A 17,356-nucleotide genomic window follows, 5' to 3' on the forward strand; every position below is an offset into this window, starting at 1 on the left:
ACCGATAATTCTGTGCCAGAATAGTTGGGAATAATCTCAAGGAAACGCCATGTCTGCTATTGAAGTTATCCTCGTTGACCACCTCGATCGTCCCACCGGCAAGATGGAAAAGCTGGAAGTGCATGAAAAAGGATTACTGCACCGCGCGGTGACGGTCTACGTCTTCAATTCCCGGCAGGAGCTGTTGCTACAACGGCGTGCCAGCGATAAATATCATTGTGGTGGCTTGTGGAGTAATACCTGCTGTGGTCATCCTTATCCCCATGAATCAACCCGCGACGCCGCCGAGCGCCGCTTGCGTGAAGAGATGGGGATGGTGGTGACGCTGACGCCGGTGTTTGAGCTGAGCTACAACCTGAAACTGAGCAATGGCCTGACTGAACATGAGTATGGTCACGTCTTCTTTGCCGTCTGCGACAGCCTGCCGCAGCTGAATCCGCAGGAAGCGGATGCCTGGGATTATCGCCCGATGGCGCTGATTGAGCAGCAGATGCAGCAGCAGCCACAGCAGTTCACACCGTGGTTTTTGCACACTTTCCCGCGCATCCCGGACTATCTGGAGCAGTTTCCTTTCCCGCAAGTTACCGCATAAAAAAACCGCACTAAGGTGCGGTTTCAATGCTGGCCGGAGAAGTCGGGCCGGGGTAAACAATGCGCCAGGGTTATAAGCCCGTTTGCTCCCGCTCTTTATCCCTGCTAACCGGCACAAAGGCCGGTTTCTTCAATGATTATTTATCAGCAAGAGCTGGGATCACATGCTGCGGATCGCGTTCTATGGCCCGGAGTAAAGCTTTAGCCGGGCCGGTTGGCTCACGTCGTCCCTGTTCCCAGTTTTTTAGCGTGTCTACATTCACGGAAATCAGCTTAGCGAACCCGCTTTGCGAAAGACCAGTAGCGTTTCTGATAGCTTTGACTTTAACCGCAGTCACTGTGCTTTCGCGGGCAGGTGCTCGGGAGCCTTCGACGATCTCATTCATCTGAGTCATGCTTTCTTTCAAACGCTCAAACAGTTTTTTGTCCATTACCAGCCCTCGTTCAACGCCCTTAACAGATGTTTTTCATCCTCGGATAAATCATCCTGGACGCCTTTTTTATAAATCAGCAACAGCCTGATTTGTGATTCAGAGACTTTGTAATAGTAAATCACCCGAACGCCGCCACGCTTACCTTTGCCTTTGGCCGCCCAGCGAACTTTACGCAGGCCACCCGTATTCTGGATAACATCACCCCAGCCTGGATTGTCAGCCATGAATTGTTGAAACTCGCGATATTCATCATCGCTGAGTAGTTCCTTTACATCTTCCGTGAATACAGGAGTCTCAATGAATAACATGTCTGTACGTCATTGGCGTAGGGTAGAGTCATATTATCATGCAAGGAGAGTAAGTCAATGGCGTACAGTGAGGTGTGTAATCGCCCGCGCTGAGCATTGCCTTAGAGGGCATTTTATGCGTCTTTGCGGAGGACTTTTGCGCCCTGAGCCTGCGCGCTATCCATGCCCTGACCATTGATTATCGCTGCAGCTCGAAATCTTCCGCATCCACATCATAACCCGACGGTTCCCAGCGGATCGCCAGCAGCGCCAGCAGGCCCGCCAGTGGTGCCAGGAAGATCACCCAGAACACGCCGGTGCCCAGCGCCGCGACCAGCACCGGAAACAGAAACAGCGAAACGGTAGAGCTGCCGCGCATCAGCGTCTGGTTAAAGCCGACACCCACGCCGCGCAGCGACGTCGGATAGCTCAGCGACGCAAAAGTCATGGTATGGGAGCCAGGCCCGAATCCCTGTCCAAACAGGAACAGCGCCAGCATGCCGATCGCCAGCGCGGCTTCCTGACCGCCTTCCGGACGACCAATCAGCGCCAGCCCGAGTAGCGCCACGCACTGACAGGCATAACCCGCCACCGACATCTTCCACGCCCCGAGGCGCGGCACCAGCCGCACCGCCAGTATCCCGCCGACAAAGGCGAACAGCAGATTCAGCGCCAGCGACACCAGAATGGTGGTAAGCATTGACTGGGCAAAGAAGCTGGAGATGATCACCGGCAAGCCAAACGCCACCGCGTTATAAGCAAAAGATGAGGCAATGGAAGTGATGGTCGCCAGCAGGGTACGGCGGCGATAAACACCCTGTAACAGCGCACCATAGTTACGCCAGCTCGCCTTGCGCACCGGCATGGCAGGCGTCAGCGCGGCGTCGGGTGCCACCTGGGCATTAATACTCCACGCACTGCGTAAAATCGCCGCGGCACCTTTCAGGTCGCCCTGATTCGCCGCCCAAACCGGGGATTCGCTCATGTAACGGCTACGGATGGCGATGATGATAATCGCCGGAACGGCACCAAAACCGAGGATTAGACGCCAGAGCCAGTCGGTGTGGCTTTCGGGTAACACGGCATAGAGCAAGAGCACCAGCAGATAAGAGATGCTGATTGCCGCATACCAGGTTGGGCACCACATCGCCACGCTGGCCGCTTTATTCCCCTTGCCACGCAGTCGGGAAAACTCCGCCAGAAACGCCATCGCCACCGGCAGATCGATTCCGACCCCCAGGCCCATCACAAAACGCGCGCCGGCCAGCACGTACTCATTGGGGGCAAACGCACAGGCGATAGCCGCCACCACGAAAAAGAACATATCGGCCATAAACACCCGATAACGGCCAATTTTATCCGTGAGATAGCCGCCGATCAGCGCGCCGATAATGGCTCCGAAGGTGATTGCCGAGGCGACCATGCCGGTGCCGGTCGGGGTGAGATTGAATTCGCGCGTGATGTCTTTGATGCCAAAGGCCAGCGCACCCAGGTCGTAGGCGTCAAGGAAGACGCCCCCCAGCGCAATCGCCACCACAATGCGGGCATTATTACGGGCGCTGTCGCCACTGTTCACTAATCGGGAGACGTCAGCTGCGCTGCGGATCCACTGTGTTTCGCCACCGGGCGAACTCCCTGCTGTTGCCACATGGGCGGAAGAGGTCAGGTCGGACATGATGTTGTGCGTCTTTTATTATAAAAACAGATTTCCGAGAATAGCCGTTTAGACGCCCAGACGTAAATTCATTTAGGTTATATGAGATGAATTTATAATCTCAAATCGTTATCAATTTGCGATAAAGTCAGCTGCATCGCCGCTGCGCCAGGCTACGCTTTTAAGGCAGATAATTTCCGCTGCACGCCTTGCCAGCCTCCCGCAGAGTGGCAGGAGGGCAGCCTGAACGCGCAGGCGCACAACGCCTTGTGAATCATCACGCACGAACAAAACGTAAAAACAACACACTGCGATAAGGAAAAAGCCATGGTCAGAATTCGGGGTTGGATGGGCGTCAGCGCTTTGCTGCTCAGCATGGGGATAGCACAGGCGGCGGACCCGGTGCGGGTCGGCTCAAAAATTGATACCGAAGGATCGCTGCTGGGCAATGTGATTCTTCAGGTGCTGGAAAAGCACGGGGTAAAAACCGTCAATAAAATTCAGCTCGGCACCACGCAGGTGGTGCGCGGTGCCATCACGGCGGGCGAACTTGATATTTATCCGGAATATACCGGCAACGGTGCATTTTTCTTCAATGATGAGAAAGACAGCGCCTGGAAAAATGCCGCCGAAGGCTACGAGAAAGTGAAGAAGCTGGATGCGGAGAAAAACCATCTGGTCTGGCTGACACCCGCTCCGGCTAATAACACCTGGACCATCGCTGTGCGAAAAGATCTGGCTGAAAAAAATCAGCTCAACTCTCTGGCGGATCTCAGCGCCTGGCTGAAAAAAGGCGGCACTTTCAAACTGGCGGCCTCAGCAGAATTTATTGAACGCAGCGATGCCTTACCCGCCTTTGAAAAAGCCTATGGCTTTGACCTCAAGCAGGACCAGCTGCTGTCGCTGGCTGGCGGCGATACCGCTGTCACCATCAGCGCAGCGGCACAGCAGACTTCCGGCGTAAACGCGGCGATGGCGTACGGCACCGACGGTCCGGTAGCGGCATTAGGTCTGCAGACGCTCAGCGATCCTAAAGGGGTTCAGCCGATTTATGCGCCGACGCCGGTGATCCGTGAATCGGTACTCAAAGCCTATCCAGAGATTGCAGAGTGGCTGAAGCCGGTGTTCAGCGCGCTTGACGAGAAGACGCTGCAACAGCTCAACGCCAGAATCGCGGTCGATGGTCAGGATGCCAGCAGCGTAGCGACCGAATGGCTGCAGCAGAAAAAGCTGCTGTAACCGATGCAGATATCGCGGGAAGCGATACGCCGTCCGGTTGAGCAGCCGGTGGCACTGCTGCTGCTGACGCTGCTGACTCTGGCGCTGGTGGCATTGCCGTTTCTGAACTTCGCCCCGAACCGCCTGGTGGCGGGTGAACCGCTGATGGGCTGGCAGATTAGCCGCTTCGGGCTGTTGCTGCTGCCGCTGTTGACGCTGTGGCTGCTGCTGTGGCGGCAGCCGACCCGCATCACGCTGATGCTGGCGCTGCTGGCGGCAGAACTGATGCTGGCGGCGATTATCTGGCTCAGCGGTCATCAGGCCACTTTACTCAGCCAGCAGGGCAGCCGTCTGGCGCGCACCAGCTTTGCCAGCGGCCTGTGGTGCAGCGGCGCGCTGCTCCTGCTGCTGATCACCGATCAGGTGCGGCAACTGACCCGCCATCGGCTGGCACAGCTGCTGCTCAATCTGCAGGTCTGGCTGTTGCCGCTGCTGCTGCTGTTCAGTGGCCAGCTCAGCGATCTCTCCCTGCTGAAAGAGTATGCCAACCGCCACGCGGTGTTTGATGCCGCGCTGAGCCGTCATCTCACCCTGCTGGCGGGAACGGTGGTGCCTGCGCTGATGATTGCGCTGCCGCTGGGCGTCACGCTGTTCCGGCGGCCTGGCTGGCAGGGCGGGGTGTTCGGTGTGCTGAATGTGATTCAGACTGTGCCCTCGGTGGCGCTGTTTGGTCTGCTGATTGCGCCGCTGGCCGGACTGGCTCAGCAGTTTCCGTGGCTCGGCGACTGGGGCATCAGCGGCATTGGGATGGCTCCGGCGCTGATCGCGCTGGTGCTTTACGCCCTGCTGCCGCTGGTGCGCAGCGTGGTGGTGGGGCTGCAACAGGTGCCGCACGAGGTGCGTGAGAGTGCACGTGGCGTCGGCATGAGTGGCTGGCAGCAGTTTATTGCGGTGGATGTGCCGCTGGCGCTGCCGGTCTGGCTGGCGGGCCTGCGGGTAGTGGTGGTGCAGACGCTGGGCATGGCGGTGGTTGCGGCGCTGATTGGCGCGGGCGGCTTTGGCGCGATTATTTTCCAGGGACTGCTAAGCAGTGCGCTTGATTTGGTGTTGCTGGGTGTGATCCCGGTGATTGCGCTGGCGGTGGTCATCGATGCGCTGTTCCGCCTGCTGATCTCACTGCTGGAGAGAAAAGATGATTGAGTTTGACGGCGTTTCCCGCGCGTTTAACGGTAAAGCGGCGGTGAAAGATCTGTCGTTACAGGTGGCGAAAGGGGAATTTTGCGTGCTGCTTGGCACCTCCGGCTCGGGCAAATCGACCACCCTGAAGATGATCAACCGGCTGGTGGAGTTTGACAGTGGTGAAATCCGCTTTGCCGGAGAGTCGATTCGCCAGCTCGATGCCCGCACGCTGCGGCGGCGCATGGGCTACGCGATCCAGTCGATTGGCCTGTTTCCGCACTGGACGGTGCGGAAGAATATCGCCACGGTGCCAGTGCTGCTGGGCTGGCCCCGGGCACAGGTTAATGAACGTATCACGGCGCTGCTGGCGCTGCTGAATCTCGATGCGCAGCTGCTGGACCGCTATCCGCATCAGCTCTCGGGTGGGCAGCAGCAGCGCATCGGCGTGGCGCGGGCGCTGGCGGCGGATCCGGAAGTGTTACTGATGGATGAGCCGTTTGGCGCACTCGACCCGGTGACGCGCGGGGTGCTGCAACAGGAGATGTTGCGCATTCATCAACTGTCGGGCCGCACCATCGTGCTGGTGACGCATGACATCGACGAAGCGCTGACGCTGGCAGACCGTATTGTGCTGATGGATAACGGCGAGATTGTTCAGCAGGGCAGGCCGGTAGAGCTGCTCACCCAGCCGAAAAATGATTTTGTGCGCGACTTCTTTGGCCGCAGCGAAATGGGAGTACGGCTGTTGTCGCTGGAGCAGGTCGGTAATGCCGTGCGGCGCGGCGAGTGGCTGCCGGGCGAACCGATCGCTGCGGCACTGACGCTGCGCGATGCCCTGTCGCAGTTTATCGCCCGGCGTACCGATAAACTGCCGGTCATTGACGATCAGCAGCGGCCGCTGGGCGTGCTCCACTTTGGCGATCTGCTGCAACTGCGCGAGGATTTAACATGCGCAGGCTAAGGGATCCGCTGCTGTGGCTGGTGCTGTTCTACGGCGCGCTGCTGACCCTGATGCCTTACAGCGGGCCGCTGTTTCACCGCTGGTTTCCCGAACTGGCGCGGCCACTCTATCAGCAGGAGAGCTTCTGGCAGCTGACGCTGGCGCATCTGTTTCTGGTGATCACCGCCAGCCTGCTGGCGATTGTGATTGGCATTGGCAGTGGTGTGCTGGTGACGCGGCGGGCGGGGCGGGCGTTCCGGCCGCTGATGGAAACCATTGTGGCGGCAGGGCAGACGATTCCGCCGGTGGCGGTGCTGGCAATTGCGGTGCCGGTGATGGGATTTGGCGCCTGGCCCGCAGTCGTGGCGCTGCTGCTCTATGGATTGCTGCCGATTTTACAGGGGACGCTGGCGGGTATTGATAGCGTACCGGCCAGCAGTCGGGAGATCGCCATCGGGGTCGGCATGAGTAGCTGGCAGCGGCTGTGGCAGATTGAGCTGGCGCTGGCTGCGCCGGTCATCATCGCCGGGATACGCACCTCGGTGATCATTAACATCGGCACCGCTGCCATCGCCTCGACGGTCGGCGCGAAAAGTCTGGGATCGCCGGTGATTATCGGCTTAAGCGGCTTTAATACAGCCTATGTGATTCAGGGGGCATTACTGGTGGCGCTGCTGGCGATAGTCAGCGATCGCCTGTTTGAACGCCTGCAGCGCTGGCTTAGCGTGAGTGAACGATGAGAGAGTATCCCACCAGCATCAGACCGCCGGTGCCGCCTGCCGCCATAATAAAAAACAGCGTGGCGAAGAAAGCTTTTTTACAGTTCATGGGTAAAACCTGAGCTCGTTAATAGTGAGGCGGGGATAATAGCGCGCGCAAGGCAGCAGGCAAAGTGCCCGGCGTGCGTTTTTGTTATCAGGCGGGATCGTGCAACCGCACGGCATAGCCCTGTTCCTGCCAGTGTGACAGCTGTTCCTGCTGGCGGCGGGTCAGTTTTTTACCGGTAAAGACAAACATATTCATGCCGGGAAAGAGTTCAGGACGCGGTAAATCCAGCGGTTCTGCCAGCACATCAATCCGCCAGCCATGCTGCGACAGACGCCAGCCTTCCAGCCAGATTCGGGTACGATCGTCGATACCCCAGCCAATAATCAGCGCATCTTTACCCGATTTTTTGCGGCTGCCGGTCAGGCAGAACGCGACATAATCGATCAGCAAACCATCCAGCAGACTGCACATGGTGCGGGCGGTGTTCTGATCCAGACTCAGCTTCTGGCGCACCGGCATAAAAACATGATCGATCAGCGCATCAATCGGATGTTCGCGACCAATCGCGGCAATTTTATTACGAAGTTTAGCGGGTCTGACGTGACGCAGAACGCTGATCAGCTCATCCTGGAGTGTGGTCCAGCCGTCATGGGCATCAACATCGCCACCTTCCAGCAGTGCCTTAACTTTACCGACCGGCACGCCGCTTTCAATCCAGCGCATAATCTCTTCGATGCGATGAACATCTTCTTCGTCAAACTGACGATGTCCGCCTTCGGTACGTTGCGGCTTCAGTAAGCCATAACGACGCTGCCAGGCGCGCAGGGTGACTGGGTTTATGCCACAGCGCTCGGCGACGTCACCGATACTGTATAAGGTCATAAATTCCTCTTTCGATTGGTCTGAGTGCAATTACCATAACGAAGCCGACTAAGTTGTACAATACATTTCTCGATGTACAACTTGACTGATACGCCGTTTCTCCGTTATATCTCATATAAGAGAATTATTCCCAAATATGAGAAATCACCATGTCAGAGCTGAATACGGAGCAACGACTGGCGGTGAGGCTGGCAGAATTACGCCTGCAACGCGGCTGGTCGCTGGATGAACTTGCTGTCGCAACGGGCATCAGTCGTGCGTCATTATCGCGCATTGAGCGAAGCGAGACCAGCCCTACTGCTGCGCTGCTTAACCGTCTGTGTGTTGCCTACGGATTAACGATGTCGCGCCTGCTCAGTGAAGTGGAGGTTGAGTCCAGTCTGCTGATCAGAGATGACCAGCAGCCCGTGTGGCAGGATGAATCCAGCGGATTTATTCGCCGGAATGTCTCACCCCCTGCGCTTCATTTCCGATGCGAACTCGTTGAGGGCAGATTACGGCCTGGTGCACGTATAGATTACGATGCGCCACCCATTCAGGGTCTGGAGCAGCATATCTGGCTACGCGAGGGCGGCCTCACCGTCACGATGGGGGCGCAGCAGTGGGCGCTGAAGCCCGGTGATTGCTTACGTTTTCATCTGGTCGGGAAATCGGCTTTTGAGGCGCACCTGACTGACGGCGCGCGCTATTTACTGGTGGTGGCGAAACCATGATCGATTACACAATACTTCGCGCCGACGAAGCGCAACCGCAACTGGGTGAACTCACTGCGGTGCTGCAGGCCTGTGTGGCAGACGGCGCCAGCGTCGGCTTTATTGATGCTGAAGACGAAGAGGTGATAACGCGATTCTGGCAGCAGCGGATCGCCGCTCTGGCAGACGGCGACAGCGAACTATTCGTTGCGCGGCAGCACGGTCGCATCGTGGGCACTGTCATTCTCAGTGGCAGCGCGATGCCTAATGGCCGACACCGGGCGGAGATCAGCAAACTGCTGGTGCATCCGCAGGCGCGCCGTCAGGGCATCGCGCGTGAGCTGATGCAGCGCGCTGAGCAGCAGGCCCGTGCGCAGGGCAAAACGCTGCTGGTGCTGGATACGCGCAGCGGCGATGTCGCCAGCGATCTCTATCGCTCGCTGGGCTGGCAGGTGGCGGGGTCGATCCCGTTTTATGCCGAATCCACCGCGGGCGTGCTGGATGCCACCACCTATATGTACAAAGTGCTGGCGTAGCCAGCCGCTAGCTCATGCGGCTGGCCTTTCTTCGTGCCGGACCGGCCTGGGTTGACGGGCTGCCCGCACGACCCTGAAACGGGCAACTGCTGAAATTTACGACGTCGCACGAAAAATTCGGCGCGAAAGCTGACGCCAACAGGATACTGTGTAAAAATACAGGCCATATTTTCGGTGTGGTAACGCAAATCATGGCCCTGACAGCCGCAGTAAAAAGCCAGATAGCGCAATGGTATAAAGCGCTTCAGGAGCAGGTGCCTGACTTCATCCCACGTGCGCCGCAGCGCCAGATGATCGCCGAAGTGGCGAAGTGCCTGGCGGGCGACGATTCGCGCCATCTGGCGGTTGAAGCGCCAACCGGCGTGGGCAAAACCCTCTCTTATCTGATCCCGGGCATCGCGGCCAGCCGCGCCCAGGAGAAGCGGCTGGTGATCAGCACCGCCAACGTGGCGCTGCAGGATCAAATCTTCACCAAAGATCTGCCGCTGCTGAAAAAAATCATTCCCGATCTCACCTTTACTGCCGCCTTTGGCCGCGGGCGCTATGTCTGTCCGCGTAATCTGGCGGCGATGGCGGCCGATGACGATGAGCAGGGCGATCTGCTGCTTTATCTGGACGATGACGCCGTCAGCAGCACTAAAGAGGAGCAGACGCAGTGTGGCCGGTTGCAGAAATCGCTGGATCGCTATCAGTGGGACGGCCTGCGCGATCACAGCGACGAGAACGTCAGCGACAGCCTGTGGCAGCGGCTTTCCACCGACAAAGCGAGCTGCCTTGGCGCACACTGTCGCTGGTATCGTGAATGCCCGTTCTTTGTGGCGCGGCGTGAAATCGAGCAGGTCGATGTAGTGGTGGCGAACCATGCGCTGGTCATGGCAGCAATGGAGAATGAGTCGGTGCTGCCACCGGCAAAAAACCTGATGCTGGTGCTGGATGAAGGGCATCACCTGCCGGAAGTGGCCCGCGATGCGCTGGAGATGAGCGCCGACATCACGCCGGGCTGGAGCAGCCTGCAGCTCGACCTCTTTATCAAGCTGGTAGAGAGCATTATGACGCAGATGCGGCCAAAATCGCCGCCGCCGCTGGCTAACCCGGAGCGGCTGAAAGCGCACTGCGATGAGCTGCGTGAACTGCTGACGATTACCGCTCAGGCGCTGAATCCGCTGCTGCCACCGCATAATCAGCCGGGCGAATTCCGCTTTGTGCTGGGGGCGTTGCCCCAGGAGTTGCTGGATCTCTGCGCCCGGCTCTTTAAGCTCAGCGATGCGCTGCGCGGCCTGAGTGAAGGTTTGATTAATGCGCTGAGCGAGCAGACCGGCAAGGTGGATGTGGTGCGACTGCATCGCAATCTGCTGCAGCTCAATCGCCAGTTTGGCTGGTTTGAATCGGTCAGCAAACTGTGGCGGCTGGCGGCGATGGAAAAAGCCTCTGGCGCGCCGGTGTCGAAGTGGATCACCCGCGAGCTGCGCGAAGGTCAGGCGCACCTGCTGTTTCACTGCGCCGGCATCCGCGTCAGCGACCAGCTGGAGAAGATGCTGTGGCGTAAAATTCCGCACGTGGTTGTGACCTCCGCCACGCTGCGATCGCTTAACAGTTTCAACCGCCTGCAGGAGATGTCGGGACTCAGCGAGAAGGCGGGCGACCGCTTTGTGGCGCTGGACTCCCCGTTTAACCACGTGGAGCAGGGCAAGCTGGTGATCCCGCAGATGCGCTATGAGCCGCTGATGACGCACGAAGCGGAGCATATCGCGGAGATGGCCGGTTTCTTCCGGCAGCAGATGGCGGAGAAAAAGCACAAAGGCGTGCTGGTGCTGTTTGCCAGCAACCGGGCGATGCAGCAGTTTGTCGCCTGTCTGCCCGACCTGCGCCTCTCAATGCTGGTTCAGGGCGATCAGCCGCGCAGCCGCCTGGTCGATCTGCATCGTCAGCGCGTCGCCAAAGGGGAAACCAGCATCCTGATTGGCCTGCAGTCGTTTGCCGAAGGGCTGGATCTCAAAGGCGATCTGCTGAGTCAGGTGCATATCCATAAAATCGCTTTTCCCCCGGTAGACAGTCCGGTAATTTTGACCGAAGGCGAGTGGCTGAAAAGCCTGAAACGCTATCCGTTTGAGGTGCAGAGCTTACCCAGCGCCTCTTTTACCCTGATTCAACAGGTCGGACGCCTGATTCGCAGCCATCAATGTTATGGCGAAATCGTCATTTACGACCGCCGTCTGCTGAGCAAATCCTACGGCAGCCGGCTATTAGCGGCGCTGCCGATCTTCCCGATTGAGCAGCCGGAAACGCCAGAGCCGGCAGCGATACCGGCCACCGTGGTGCCAAAAAATACGGTGCGTAAACGACGTCCCACGCGGCGCTGAGCCGCGCACTTAACCGGAAGCGAGTGATGGAACTGAATAAAATCATTAAAGAGATTGGTCGCGGTAAAAATCATGCCCGCGATATCGACTTTGATACTGCCGTGGCGCTCTATGGCGCGATGCTGGCGGGCGAGGTGCCGGACCTGGAGCTGGGCGGCATTCTGATTGCGCTGCGTATCAAAGGCGAAGGCGAAGCGGAAATGCGCGGCTTTTATCAGGCGATGCAGGCGCAGATGATGCAACTGCAGGCGCCGGAAAACCGCCCGATGCCGATTGTGATCCCCAGCTACAACGGTGCGCGTCGGCAGGGCAATCTCACGCCGTTGCTGGCGCTGCTGCTGGTGAAACTCGGCTTCCCGGTGCTGGTGCATGGCGTCAGCGACGACGCGACGCGCATCACCAGTGAAGCGGTGTTTGCCGCGCTGGGTATTACCCCCGTCACCACCGCAGAGGCGGCGCAGGCAAAACTCGATCAGGGCGAACTCGCCTTTATCACCATCGATCATCTCTGCCCGCCAATGGCGAAACAGCTGTCGCTGCGCTGGCGAATGGGCGTGCGTAACAGCGCGCATACGCTGGCAAAACTGGCGACCCCGTTTGCCGAACGTGCGGCGCTGCGTCTGTCGAGCGTGTCGCATCCGGAGTATGTGCCGCGTGTGGCGAAATTCTTCAGTGACATCGATGCGCCTGCGATACTGCTCAATGGCACCGAAGGAGAAGTCTATGCCAATCCACAGCGCTGCCCGGCGATCAGCATGATTCAGGGCGCAGGCGCGGAAGCGGAAGTGTGGGTTGAGCGTCAGCCCGAAGTAGCCGTTGAACTGCCGGCCGATAAGACGGCAGAGGTAACCGCGCGCTGGATTGAGCAGGTGCTGAATCAGCAGCGGCCGGTGCCCGCATCATTGCGACTGCAGCTCGCCTGCTGCCTGCGCGCCAGCGGCCAGTGCGACTCGCTGGCGGCGGCAGAGCAGCAGATCCTCACCGCCGGTTACTGACTCAGGCTGCTGGCAGCGCCTGTTCAACCAGGTTCTGCCAGAAAGTAATGCCAATTGGCAGCAGCGCGTCGTTGAAGTCATAGCGGGCGTTGTGCAGCGGGGCGGAAGGCGTGTCGCCATCCGCGCCCAGCCAGAAGTAAGCACCCGGACAGGCCTCCATCATGCAGGCAAAATCTTCTGAAGCCATCGACGGATTAACCTGCCACTGAACCTGTTCGGCCCCCAGCGTCGCCAGCGCCACCTCGCGTACCTGCTCAGCCGGGGCCGCATGGTTGGCGGTCACCGGATAGCCCGGTAACCACTCAATCTCACCGCTCACGCCAAACGGACGTGGCAGGGTAGCGACAAACTCATCAATCAGCCCGCGCACTTTTTCGCGCACGCTGGTCTGCAGGCAGCGCACCGTGCCGCGCAGTACAATCTGTTCCGGGATCACGTTGATCGCTTCGCCACCGTGGATCTGCGTCACGCTGACCACCGCCGAGGCGAGCGGCGAGAGGCGACGTGACGGAATCGTCTGCAGCGCCAGAATCAGCTCGGCCGCCACCACCATTGGGTCGGCACCGCTTTCCGGCATCGCCGCGTGGCAGCTTTTGCCGTGCAGGGTAATCTCAAACGAATCCAGCGACGCCATCATGGCGCCAGGGTTAACCGCCAGTGACCCCAGCGGCAGGCCCGGCCAGTTGTGCATCGCATAGATCGCATCCATCGGGAAGCGCTGGAACAGTCCCTCTTCCACCATTTTGCGCGCACCGCCCAGGTTCTCTTCGGCAGGCTGAAAAATGAAATGTACCGTGCCGCGGAACTGGCGTGTGGCGGCCAGCTGTCGGGCGGCGGCCAGCAGAATGGCGCTGTGACCGTCGTGCCCGCAGGCGTGCATCACGCCAGGAGTCGCGGAGCGCCATTCAGTGTCGCCTTTTTCCGTAATCGGCAGCGCATCCATATCCGCACGCAGCCCGATAACCGGGCCGGGACCGTTTTCCAGCGTGCCGATCACGCCGGTGCCCGCCAGACCACGAAACACCTGCAATCCCGCCCGCTCTAACTCATCAGCGATAAACTGGCTGGTTTGCTGTTCCTGGTAACCTAATTCGGGGTGGCGATGAAACTCACGGCGCCAGCGCAGGGCATCTTCAAGCAGGGCAGGGGAAAGGGTCATGCAGAGTCGCGCTCCATACAGAATGAGAAGATTTCACTTTAGAGGTCGGGTGGCGCTGCGTCTATCGCCGGCAGGACGAAATCTGGCTATAGGCTAAATCAAAATGGAATAAGTAATAAGGAAGTGATGTCCGGGCAGGGCTTCAGAAGGGAAAAATGCGAAGAAAACGGGGCAAGCCACTGCCCGCCCCGTTCAGCGTATTACTTCTGCATCGGCAGATTCAGGTCATGCTCTGCCGCGCAACTTTGTGCCAGCTCATAACCCGCGTCGGCATGACGCATCACGCCGGTGGCCGGGTCATTCCACAACACCCGACCCAGACGCGCATCCGCCTCTTTGCTGCCGTCACAGACAATCACCATACCGGCGTGCTGCGAGAAGCCCATGCCAACACCGCCGCCGTGATGCAGGCTGACCCAGGTCGCACCGCCTGCGGTATTCAGCAGCGCGTTGAGCAGCGGCCAGTCTGAGATCGCATCCGAGCCATCCTTCATCGCTTCGGTTTCACGGTTAGGTGAGGCAACCGAGCCGCAGTCGAGATGGTCGCGGCCAATCACCACCGGCGCTTTCAGCTCGCCGTTGCGCACCATTTCATTGAACGCCAGACCGGCAAGATGCCGTTCGCCCAGTCCCAGCCAGCAGATACGTGCTGGCAATCCCTGGAAGGCGATGCGCTCCTGCGCCATATCCAGCCAGCGATGCAGCGTTTTGTGGTGCGGGAACAGTTCTTTGAGTTTCGCGTCGGTCTTGTAGATATCTTCCGGATCGCCGGACAGCGCCACCCAGCGGAACGGGCCTTTTCCTTCGCAGAACAGCGGACGGATGTAGGCCGGTACAAAGCCAGGGAAGTCGAAGGCGTTGCTGACACCCTCATCCAGCGCGACCTGACGGATATTGTTGCCGTAATCCACGGTCGGGATGCCCATATGACAGAAGTCGAGCATCGCCTGCACGTGGACCGCCATTGAGGCACGCGCCGCTTTCTCCACTGCCTTCGGCTGTGAGACGCGCTCCTGCTGCCAGCGCGCCAGATCCCAGCCAGCCGGCAGGTAGCCATTAATCGGATCGTGCGCCGAGGTCTGATCGGTCACGATATCCGGTTTTGGCCCGCCCGCCCGGGCGCGTTTCACCAGCTCCGGCAGGATCTCGGCGGCATTGCCCAGCAGCCCGACCGAAATCGCTTTTTTCGCCGCGGTCGCTTCGCTGATTAACGCCAGCGCTTCATCCAGCGTGGTGGCTTTGTAATCTACATAGCGGGTACGCAGGCGGAAATCGATGCGCGACTCCTGACACTCAATCGCCAGCACACAGGCCCCGGCCAGAACGCCCGCCAGCGGTTGCGCGCCGCCCATGCCGCCCAGCCCGGCGGTGAGGATCCAGCGTCCGCTGAGGTCGTTGTTGTAGTGCTGACGTCCCGCTTCCACGAAGGTTTCGTAGGTGCCCTGCACGATGCCCTGCGCGCCGATATAGATCCAGGAACCGGCGGTCATCTGGCCGTACATCATCAGGCCCGCTTTATCCAGCTCATGGAAGTGATCCCAGGTCGCCCAGTGCGGCACCAGATTGGAGTTTGCCAGCAGTACGCGGGGTGCATCCGCATGGGTGCGGAAGATGCCGACCGGCTTGCCGCTCTGGATCAGCAGGGTTTCATCCGGCTGCAGTGCCCGCAGCGAACGCAGGATCTGCTCGAAGCACTCCCAGTTACGCGCCGCCTTACCGATGCCGCCATAAACCACCAGATCTTCCGGCCGCTCGGCAACATCGGGATCGAGGTTGTTCTGAATCATGCGGTAAGCGGCTTCAATCAGCCAGTTGGCGCAGTGCAGCGTGGTACCGTGAGGCGCGCGAATTTCACGTGCCACAGCCTGAGAAAGAGTTTCGCTCATGAAAGATTCCTTAATTCAAGAAGTTGGGCGCATGCTCGGCAGCAGCGCGGTCAATGCCTGAGGCCAGTCAGTGCGACTTGCCCACTGACGCATTGCCTCGATATCGGGAGCCAGCAGGCGATCCTCCTCAAGGAAGGCGACCTGCTCGCGAATGGTGTCGATGGCCTGCTCAATCAGCGCAGAGCTTTTCAGCGGCCGGCTGAATTCAATGCCCTGTGCGGCGGCCATCGCCTCAATGCCGACTACCGCGGCGCTGTTAAAGCACATGCTGCCGAGACGGCGGGCGGCGTAGGTCGCCATCGAGACGTGATCTTCCTGATTAGCGGAGGTCGGCAGGCTGTCGACGCTGCCCGGATGGGCCAGCGATTTGTTCTCAGAGGCCAGGGCTGCGGCGGTCACCTGGGCGATCATAAAGCCGGAGTTTACGCCGCCGTCGCGCACCAGGAAGGGCGGCAGGCCCGACAAGCCGCTGTCCAGCAGCAGCGCCAGCCGCCGCTCGGAGATGGCTCCGACTTCGGCAATCGCCAGCGCCAGGATGTCCGCAGCAAAAGCCACCGGCTCGGCGTGGAAGTTACCGCCGGAGATCACATCGCCGCTGTCGCTGAACACCAGCGGGTTGTCAGAGGCCGCGTTCGCTTCGATTTCCAGAATCCGCGCCGCGTGGCTGAAGTTGTCCAGGCAGGCACCCATCACCTGTGGCACGCAGCGGATGGAGTAGGGATCCTGAACGCGGCCGCAATGCGTATGCGACAGCACTATTTCACTGCCCTCAATCAGGGTGCTGACGGCAGCGGCGACGGCAATCTGACCATGCTGGCCGCGCGCCTGATGGATACGGGCGTCGAACGGTTTTAGCGAGCCTTTAATCGCCTCCAGCGACAGCGCACCGGCCATCAGACCGGCGGCAAACAGGTTTTCACCCTCAAACAGGCCGCGCAGCGCCAGCGCAGTTGAGACCTGGGTGCCGTTAAGCAGCGCCAGTCCCTCTTTCGGGCCGAGTACAAACGGCGACAGACCCACGCTTGCCAGGCCTTCGGTTGCCGGGATCAACTCACCCCTGAGCCGGACCTGACCTTCGCCCAGCAGCATCAGGGACATGTGCGCCAGCGGCGCCAGATCGCCGGAGGCACCGACCGAGCCTTTTTCCGGGATGCAGGGCATGACACCCGCATTGAACAGCGCCAGCAGCGCCTCAACCAGTTCGATTCGCACGCCAGAGTGACCGCGTGCCAGGCTGATGATTTTGGTGGCGACCACCAGGCGGGTAACATTGTCGGGCAGCAGATCGCCCAGCCCGACGCTGTGTGACAGCACCAGATTACGCTGCAGATCCGCCAGCCGGCTGGCCGGGATTTGCGTCTGCGCCAGCTTGCCGAAGCCGGTATTAATGCCATACACCACGTTGCCGGAGGCGACAATCGCATCCACGGTCTGCTGCGCCGCCGCAATCGCCTGACGCGCGGGCTCATCAAGCGTCAGCGTGACGTTGCCCTGATAGATAGCGCGTAATGTGGCGAGGTCCACCTCGCCTGGCACCAGGCGCAAAACCTGAAACGAACCTGACATAGTCTACTCCTGTCTATACAAGTGTGCTGGTGTGGCTAAACTGCTCTCCTTGCCCTAATCCAGCGGAATAATACGAGTGAATCATAAGCGTTAATTCTTGTCTATGCTTGTCTATACAATCAAAGGGAGTAAGCAAGTGCCGTGCCAGGCCGATCACAAAAATCGATTGCCCGTCCGCTGCGGGTTGACTATTTAGCGCTACTCAGAGG

Annotated in this window: 16 protein-coding genes; 9 read left to right on the top strand and 7 right to left on the bottom strand. The window is 59.5% G+C overall.

Annotated features, from left to right (window positions below; all coding sequences use genetic code 11):
- Positions 1-49: 49 nt before the first annotated feature.
- Positions 50-592, top strand: coding sequence for an isopentenyl-diphosphate Delta-isomerase (gene idi / locus HFD95_RS05295; RefSeq protein ID WP_010254245.1), 543 nt, complete (start codon positions 50-52; stop codon positions 590-592).
- Between the two features lie 136 nt (positions 593-728).
- Here idi and nadS read toward each other — a convergent pair whose 3' ends face one another.
- The 3 genes from nadS to HFD95_RS05310 all read right to left on the bottom strand — a co-directional run bounded on the left by nadS (position 729) and on the right by HFD95_RS05310 (position 2,987).
- A complete protein-coding gene (gene nadS, locus HFD95_RS05300) occupies positions 729-1,022 on the bottom strand; it encodes a NadS family protein (protein ID WP_010669711.1) in 294 nt (97 codons plus the stop codon).
- Positions 1,022-1,333, bottom strand: a complete 312-nt coding sequence (locus tag HFD95_RS05305) for a type II toxin-antitoxin system RelE/ParE family toxin (RefSeq protein WP_010669712.1) — start codon at positions 1,331-1,333, stop codon at positions 1,022-1,024. The genes nadS and HFD95_RS05305 overlap by 1 nt, the downstream gene beginning before the upstream one ends.
- A gap of 178 nt (positions 1,334-1,511) precedes the next feature.
- Positions 1,512-2,987: an MFS transporter gene (locus HFD95_RS05310; RefSeq protein WP_010669713.1), complete on the bottom strand. Its 1,476-nt coding sequence runs from the start codon at positions 2,985-2,987 to the stop codon at positions 1,512-1,514.
- 306 nt (positions 2,988-3,293) lie between these two features.
- Here HFD95_RS05310 and HFD95_RS05315 point away from each other — a divergent pair, with 306 nt between their 5' ends.
- Genes HFD95_RS05315 through HFD95_RS05330 form a run of 4 tightly spaced genes read left to right on the top strand, consistent with a single transcriptional unit; the run spans position 3,294 to position 7,043 of the window.
- The gene (locus HFD95_RS05315) at positions 3,294-4,205 is read left to right on the top strand and encodes an ABC transporter substrate-binding protein (RefSeq protein WP_050679471.1); all 912 of its coding nucleotides are present in this window, start codon (positions 3,294-3,296) and stop codon (positions 4,203-4,205) included.
- Positions 4,206-4,208: 3 nt separating this feature from the next.
- Positions 4,209-5,384, top strand: coding sequence for an ABC transporter permease (locus HFD95_RS05320; protein ID WP_167429917.1), 1,176 nt, complete (start codon positions 4,209-4,211; stop codon positions 5,382-5,384).
- Complete coding sequence (locus HFD95_RS05325) at positions 5,377-6,324, top strand: ABC transporter ATP-binding protein (protein ID WP_010254263.1); 948 nt, start codon at positions 5,377-5,379, stop codon at positions 6,322-6,324. Before HFD95_RS05320 ends, HFD95_RS05325 begins: the two co-directional genes overlap by 8 nt.
- Positions 6,312-7,043: an ABC transporter permease gene (locus tag HFD95_RS05330; protein ID WP_010669716.1), complete on the top strand. Its 732-nt coding sequence runs from the start codon at positions 6,312-6,314 to the stop codon at positions 7,041-7,043. The genes HFD95_RS05325 and HFD95_RS05330 overlap by 13 nt, the downstream gene beginning before the upstream one ends.
- 175 nt (positions 7,044-7,218) lie before the next feature.
- Here HFD95_RS05330 and HFD95_RS05335 read toward each other — a convergent pair whose 3' ends face one another.
- Positions 7,219-7,953: a MerR family transcriptional regulator gene (locus HFD95_RS05335; RefSeq protein ID WP_010254274.1), complete on the bottom strand. Its 735-nt coding sequence runs from the start codon at positions 7,951-7,953 to the stop codon at positions 7,219-7,221.
- 149 nt (positions 7,954-8,102) lie between these two features.
- Between HFD95_RS05335 and HFD95_RS05340 the strand changes: the two genes are divergently transcribed.
- From HFD95_RS05340 to ybiB, 4 genes are all read left to right on the top strand, one after another.
- Complete coding sequence (locus HFD95_RS05340; RefSeq protein ID WP_158149461.1) at positions 8,103-8,666, top strand: XRE family transcriptional regulator; 564 nt, start codon at positions 8,103-8,105, stop codon at positions 8,664-8,666.
- Positions 8,663-9,181: a GNAT family N-acetyltransferase gene (locus tag HFD95_RS05345; protein ID WP_158149460.1), complete on the top strand. Its 519-nt coding sequence runs from the start codon at positions 8,663-8,665 to the stop codon at positions 9,179-9,181. Before HFD95_RS05340 ends, HFD95_RS05345 begins: the two co-directional genes overlap by 4 nt.
- 191 nt (positions 9,182-9,372) lie before the next feature.
- Positions 9,373-11,541, top strand: coding sequence for an ATP-dependent DNA helicase DinG (gene dinG / locus HFD95_RS05350; protein ID WP_033767358.1), 2,169 nt, complete (start codon positions 9,373-9,375; stop codon positions 11,539-11,541).
- A gap of 26 nt (positions 11,542-11,567) precedes the next feature.
- A complete protein-coding gene (gene ybiB / locus HFD95_RS05355) occupies positions 11,568-12,536 on the top strand; it encodes a DNA-binding protein YbiB (protein ID WP_167429918.1) in 969 nt (322 codons plus the stop codon).
- Position 12,537: 1 nt separating this feature from the next.
- Here the strand turns inward: ybiB and HFD95_RS05360 are convergent, their stop codons facing one another.
- The 3 genes from HFD95_RS05360 to hutH form a co-directional block, all read right to left on the bottom strand.
- Entirely contained in the window at positions 12,538-13,695 is a 1,158-nt protein-coding gene (locus HFD95_RS05360; RefSeq protein WP_031591721.1) for a M20 aminoacylase family protein, read from the bottom strand.
- Positions 13,696-13,895: 200 nt separating this feature from the next.
- Positions 13,896-15,581 (bottom strand): urocanate hydratase, encoded by a 1,686-nt coding sequence (gene hutU / locus HFD95_RS05365; RefSeq protein ID WP_010254290.1) that lies wholly within the window; start codon positions 15,579-15,581, stop codon positions 13,896-13,898.
- Between the two features lie 15 nt (positions 15,582-15,596).
- Positions 15,597-17,147: a histidine ammonia-lyase gene (hutH, locus tag HFD95_RS05370; protein WP_167429919.1), complete on the bottom strand. Its 1,551-nt coding sequence runs from the start codon at positions 17,145-17,147 to the stop codon at positions 15,597-15,599.
- Positions 17,148-17,356: the final 209 nt, after the last annotated feature.

Source organism: Pantoea sp. EKM10T (genome assembly GCF_011800685.1).
GTDB lineage: Bacteria > Pseudomonadota > Gammaproteobacteria > Enterobacterales > Enterobacteriaceae > Pantoea > Pantoea agglomerans.

Excerpts from the sequence above, each read along its gene's own strand:
- HFD95_RS05325 (WP_010254263.1), top strand. The coding sequence starts at position 5,377 with ATGATTGAGTTTGACGGCGTTTCCCGCGCGTTTAACGGTAAAGCGGCG.
- HFD95_RS05345 (WP_158149460.1), top strand. The coding sequence starts at position 8,663 with ATGATCGATTACACAATACTTCGCGCCGACGAAGCGCAACCGCAACTG.
- HFD95_RS05320 (WP_167429917.1), top strand. The coding sequence starts at position 4,209 with ATGCAGATATCGCGGGAAGCGATACGCCGTCCGGTTGAGCAGCCGGTG.
- HFD95_RS05330 (WP_010669716.1), top strand. The coding sequence starts at position 6,312 with ATGCGCAGGCTAAGGGATCCGCTGCTGTGGCTGGTGCTGTTCTACGGC.
- HFD95_RS05310 (WP_010669713.1), bottom strand. The coding sequence starts at position 2,987 with ATGTCCGACCTGACCTCTTCCGCCCATGTGGCAACAGCAGGGAGTTCG.
- HFD95_RS05305 (WP_010669712.1), bottom strand. The coding sequence starts at position 1,333 with ATGTTATTCATTGAGACTCCTGTATTCACGGAAGATGTAAAGGAACTA.
- dinG (WP_033767358.1), top strand. The coding sequence starts at position 9,373 with ATGGCCCTGACAGCCGCAGTAAAAAGCCAGATAGCGCAATGGTATAAA.
- HFD95_RS05335 (WP_010254274.1), bottom strand. The coding sequence starts at position 7,953 with ATGACCTTATACAGTATCGGTGACGTCGCCGAGCGCTGTGGCATAAAC.
- hutU (WP_010254290.1), bottom strand. The coding sequence starts at position 15,581 with ATGAGCGAAACTCTTTCTCAGGCTGTGGCACGTGAAATTCGCGCGCCT.
- HFD95_RS05315 (WP_050679471.1), top strand. The coding sequence starts at position 3,294 with ATGGTCAGAATTCGGGGTTGGATGGGCGTCAGCGCTTTGCTGCTCAGC.
- ybiB (WP_167429918.1), top strand. The coding sequence starts at position 11,568 with ATGGAACTGAATAAAATCATTAAAGAGATTGGTCGCGGTAAAAATCAT.
- idi (WP_010254245.1), top strand. The coding sequence starts at position 50 with ATGTCTGCTATTGAAGTTATCCTCGTTGACCACCTCGATCGTCCCACC.
- nadS (WP_010669711.1), bottom strand. The coding sequence starts at position 1,022 with ATGGACAAAAAACTGTTTGAGCGTTTGAAAGAAAGCATGACTCAGATG.
- HFD95_RS05360 (WP_031591721.1), bottom strand. The coding sequence starts at position 13,695 with ATGACCCTTTCCCCTGCCCTGCTTGAAGATGCCCTGCGCTGGCGCCGT.
- hutH (WP_167429919.1), bottom strand. The coding sequence starts at position 17,147 with ATGTCAGGTTCGTTTCAGGTTTTGCGCCTGGTGCCAGGCGAGGTGGAC.
- HFD95_RS05340 (WP_158149461.1), top strand. The coding sequence starts at position 8,103 with ATGTCAGAGCTGAATACGGAGCAACGACTGGCGGTGAGGCTGGCAGAA.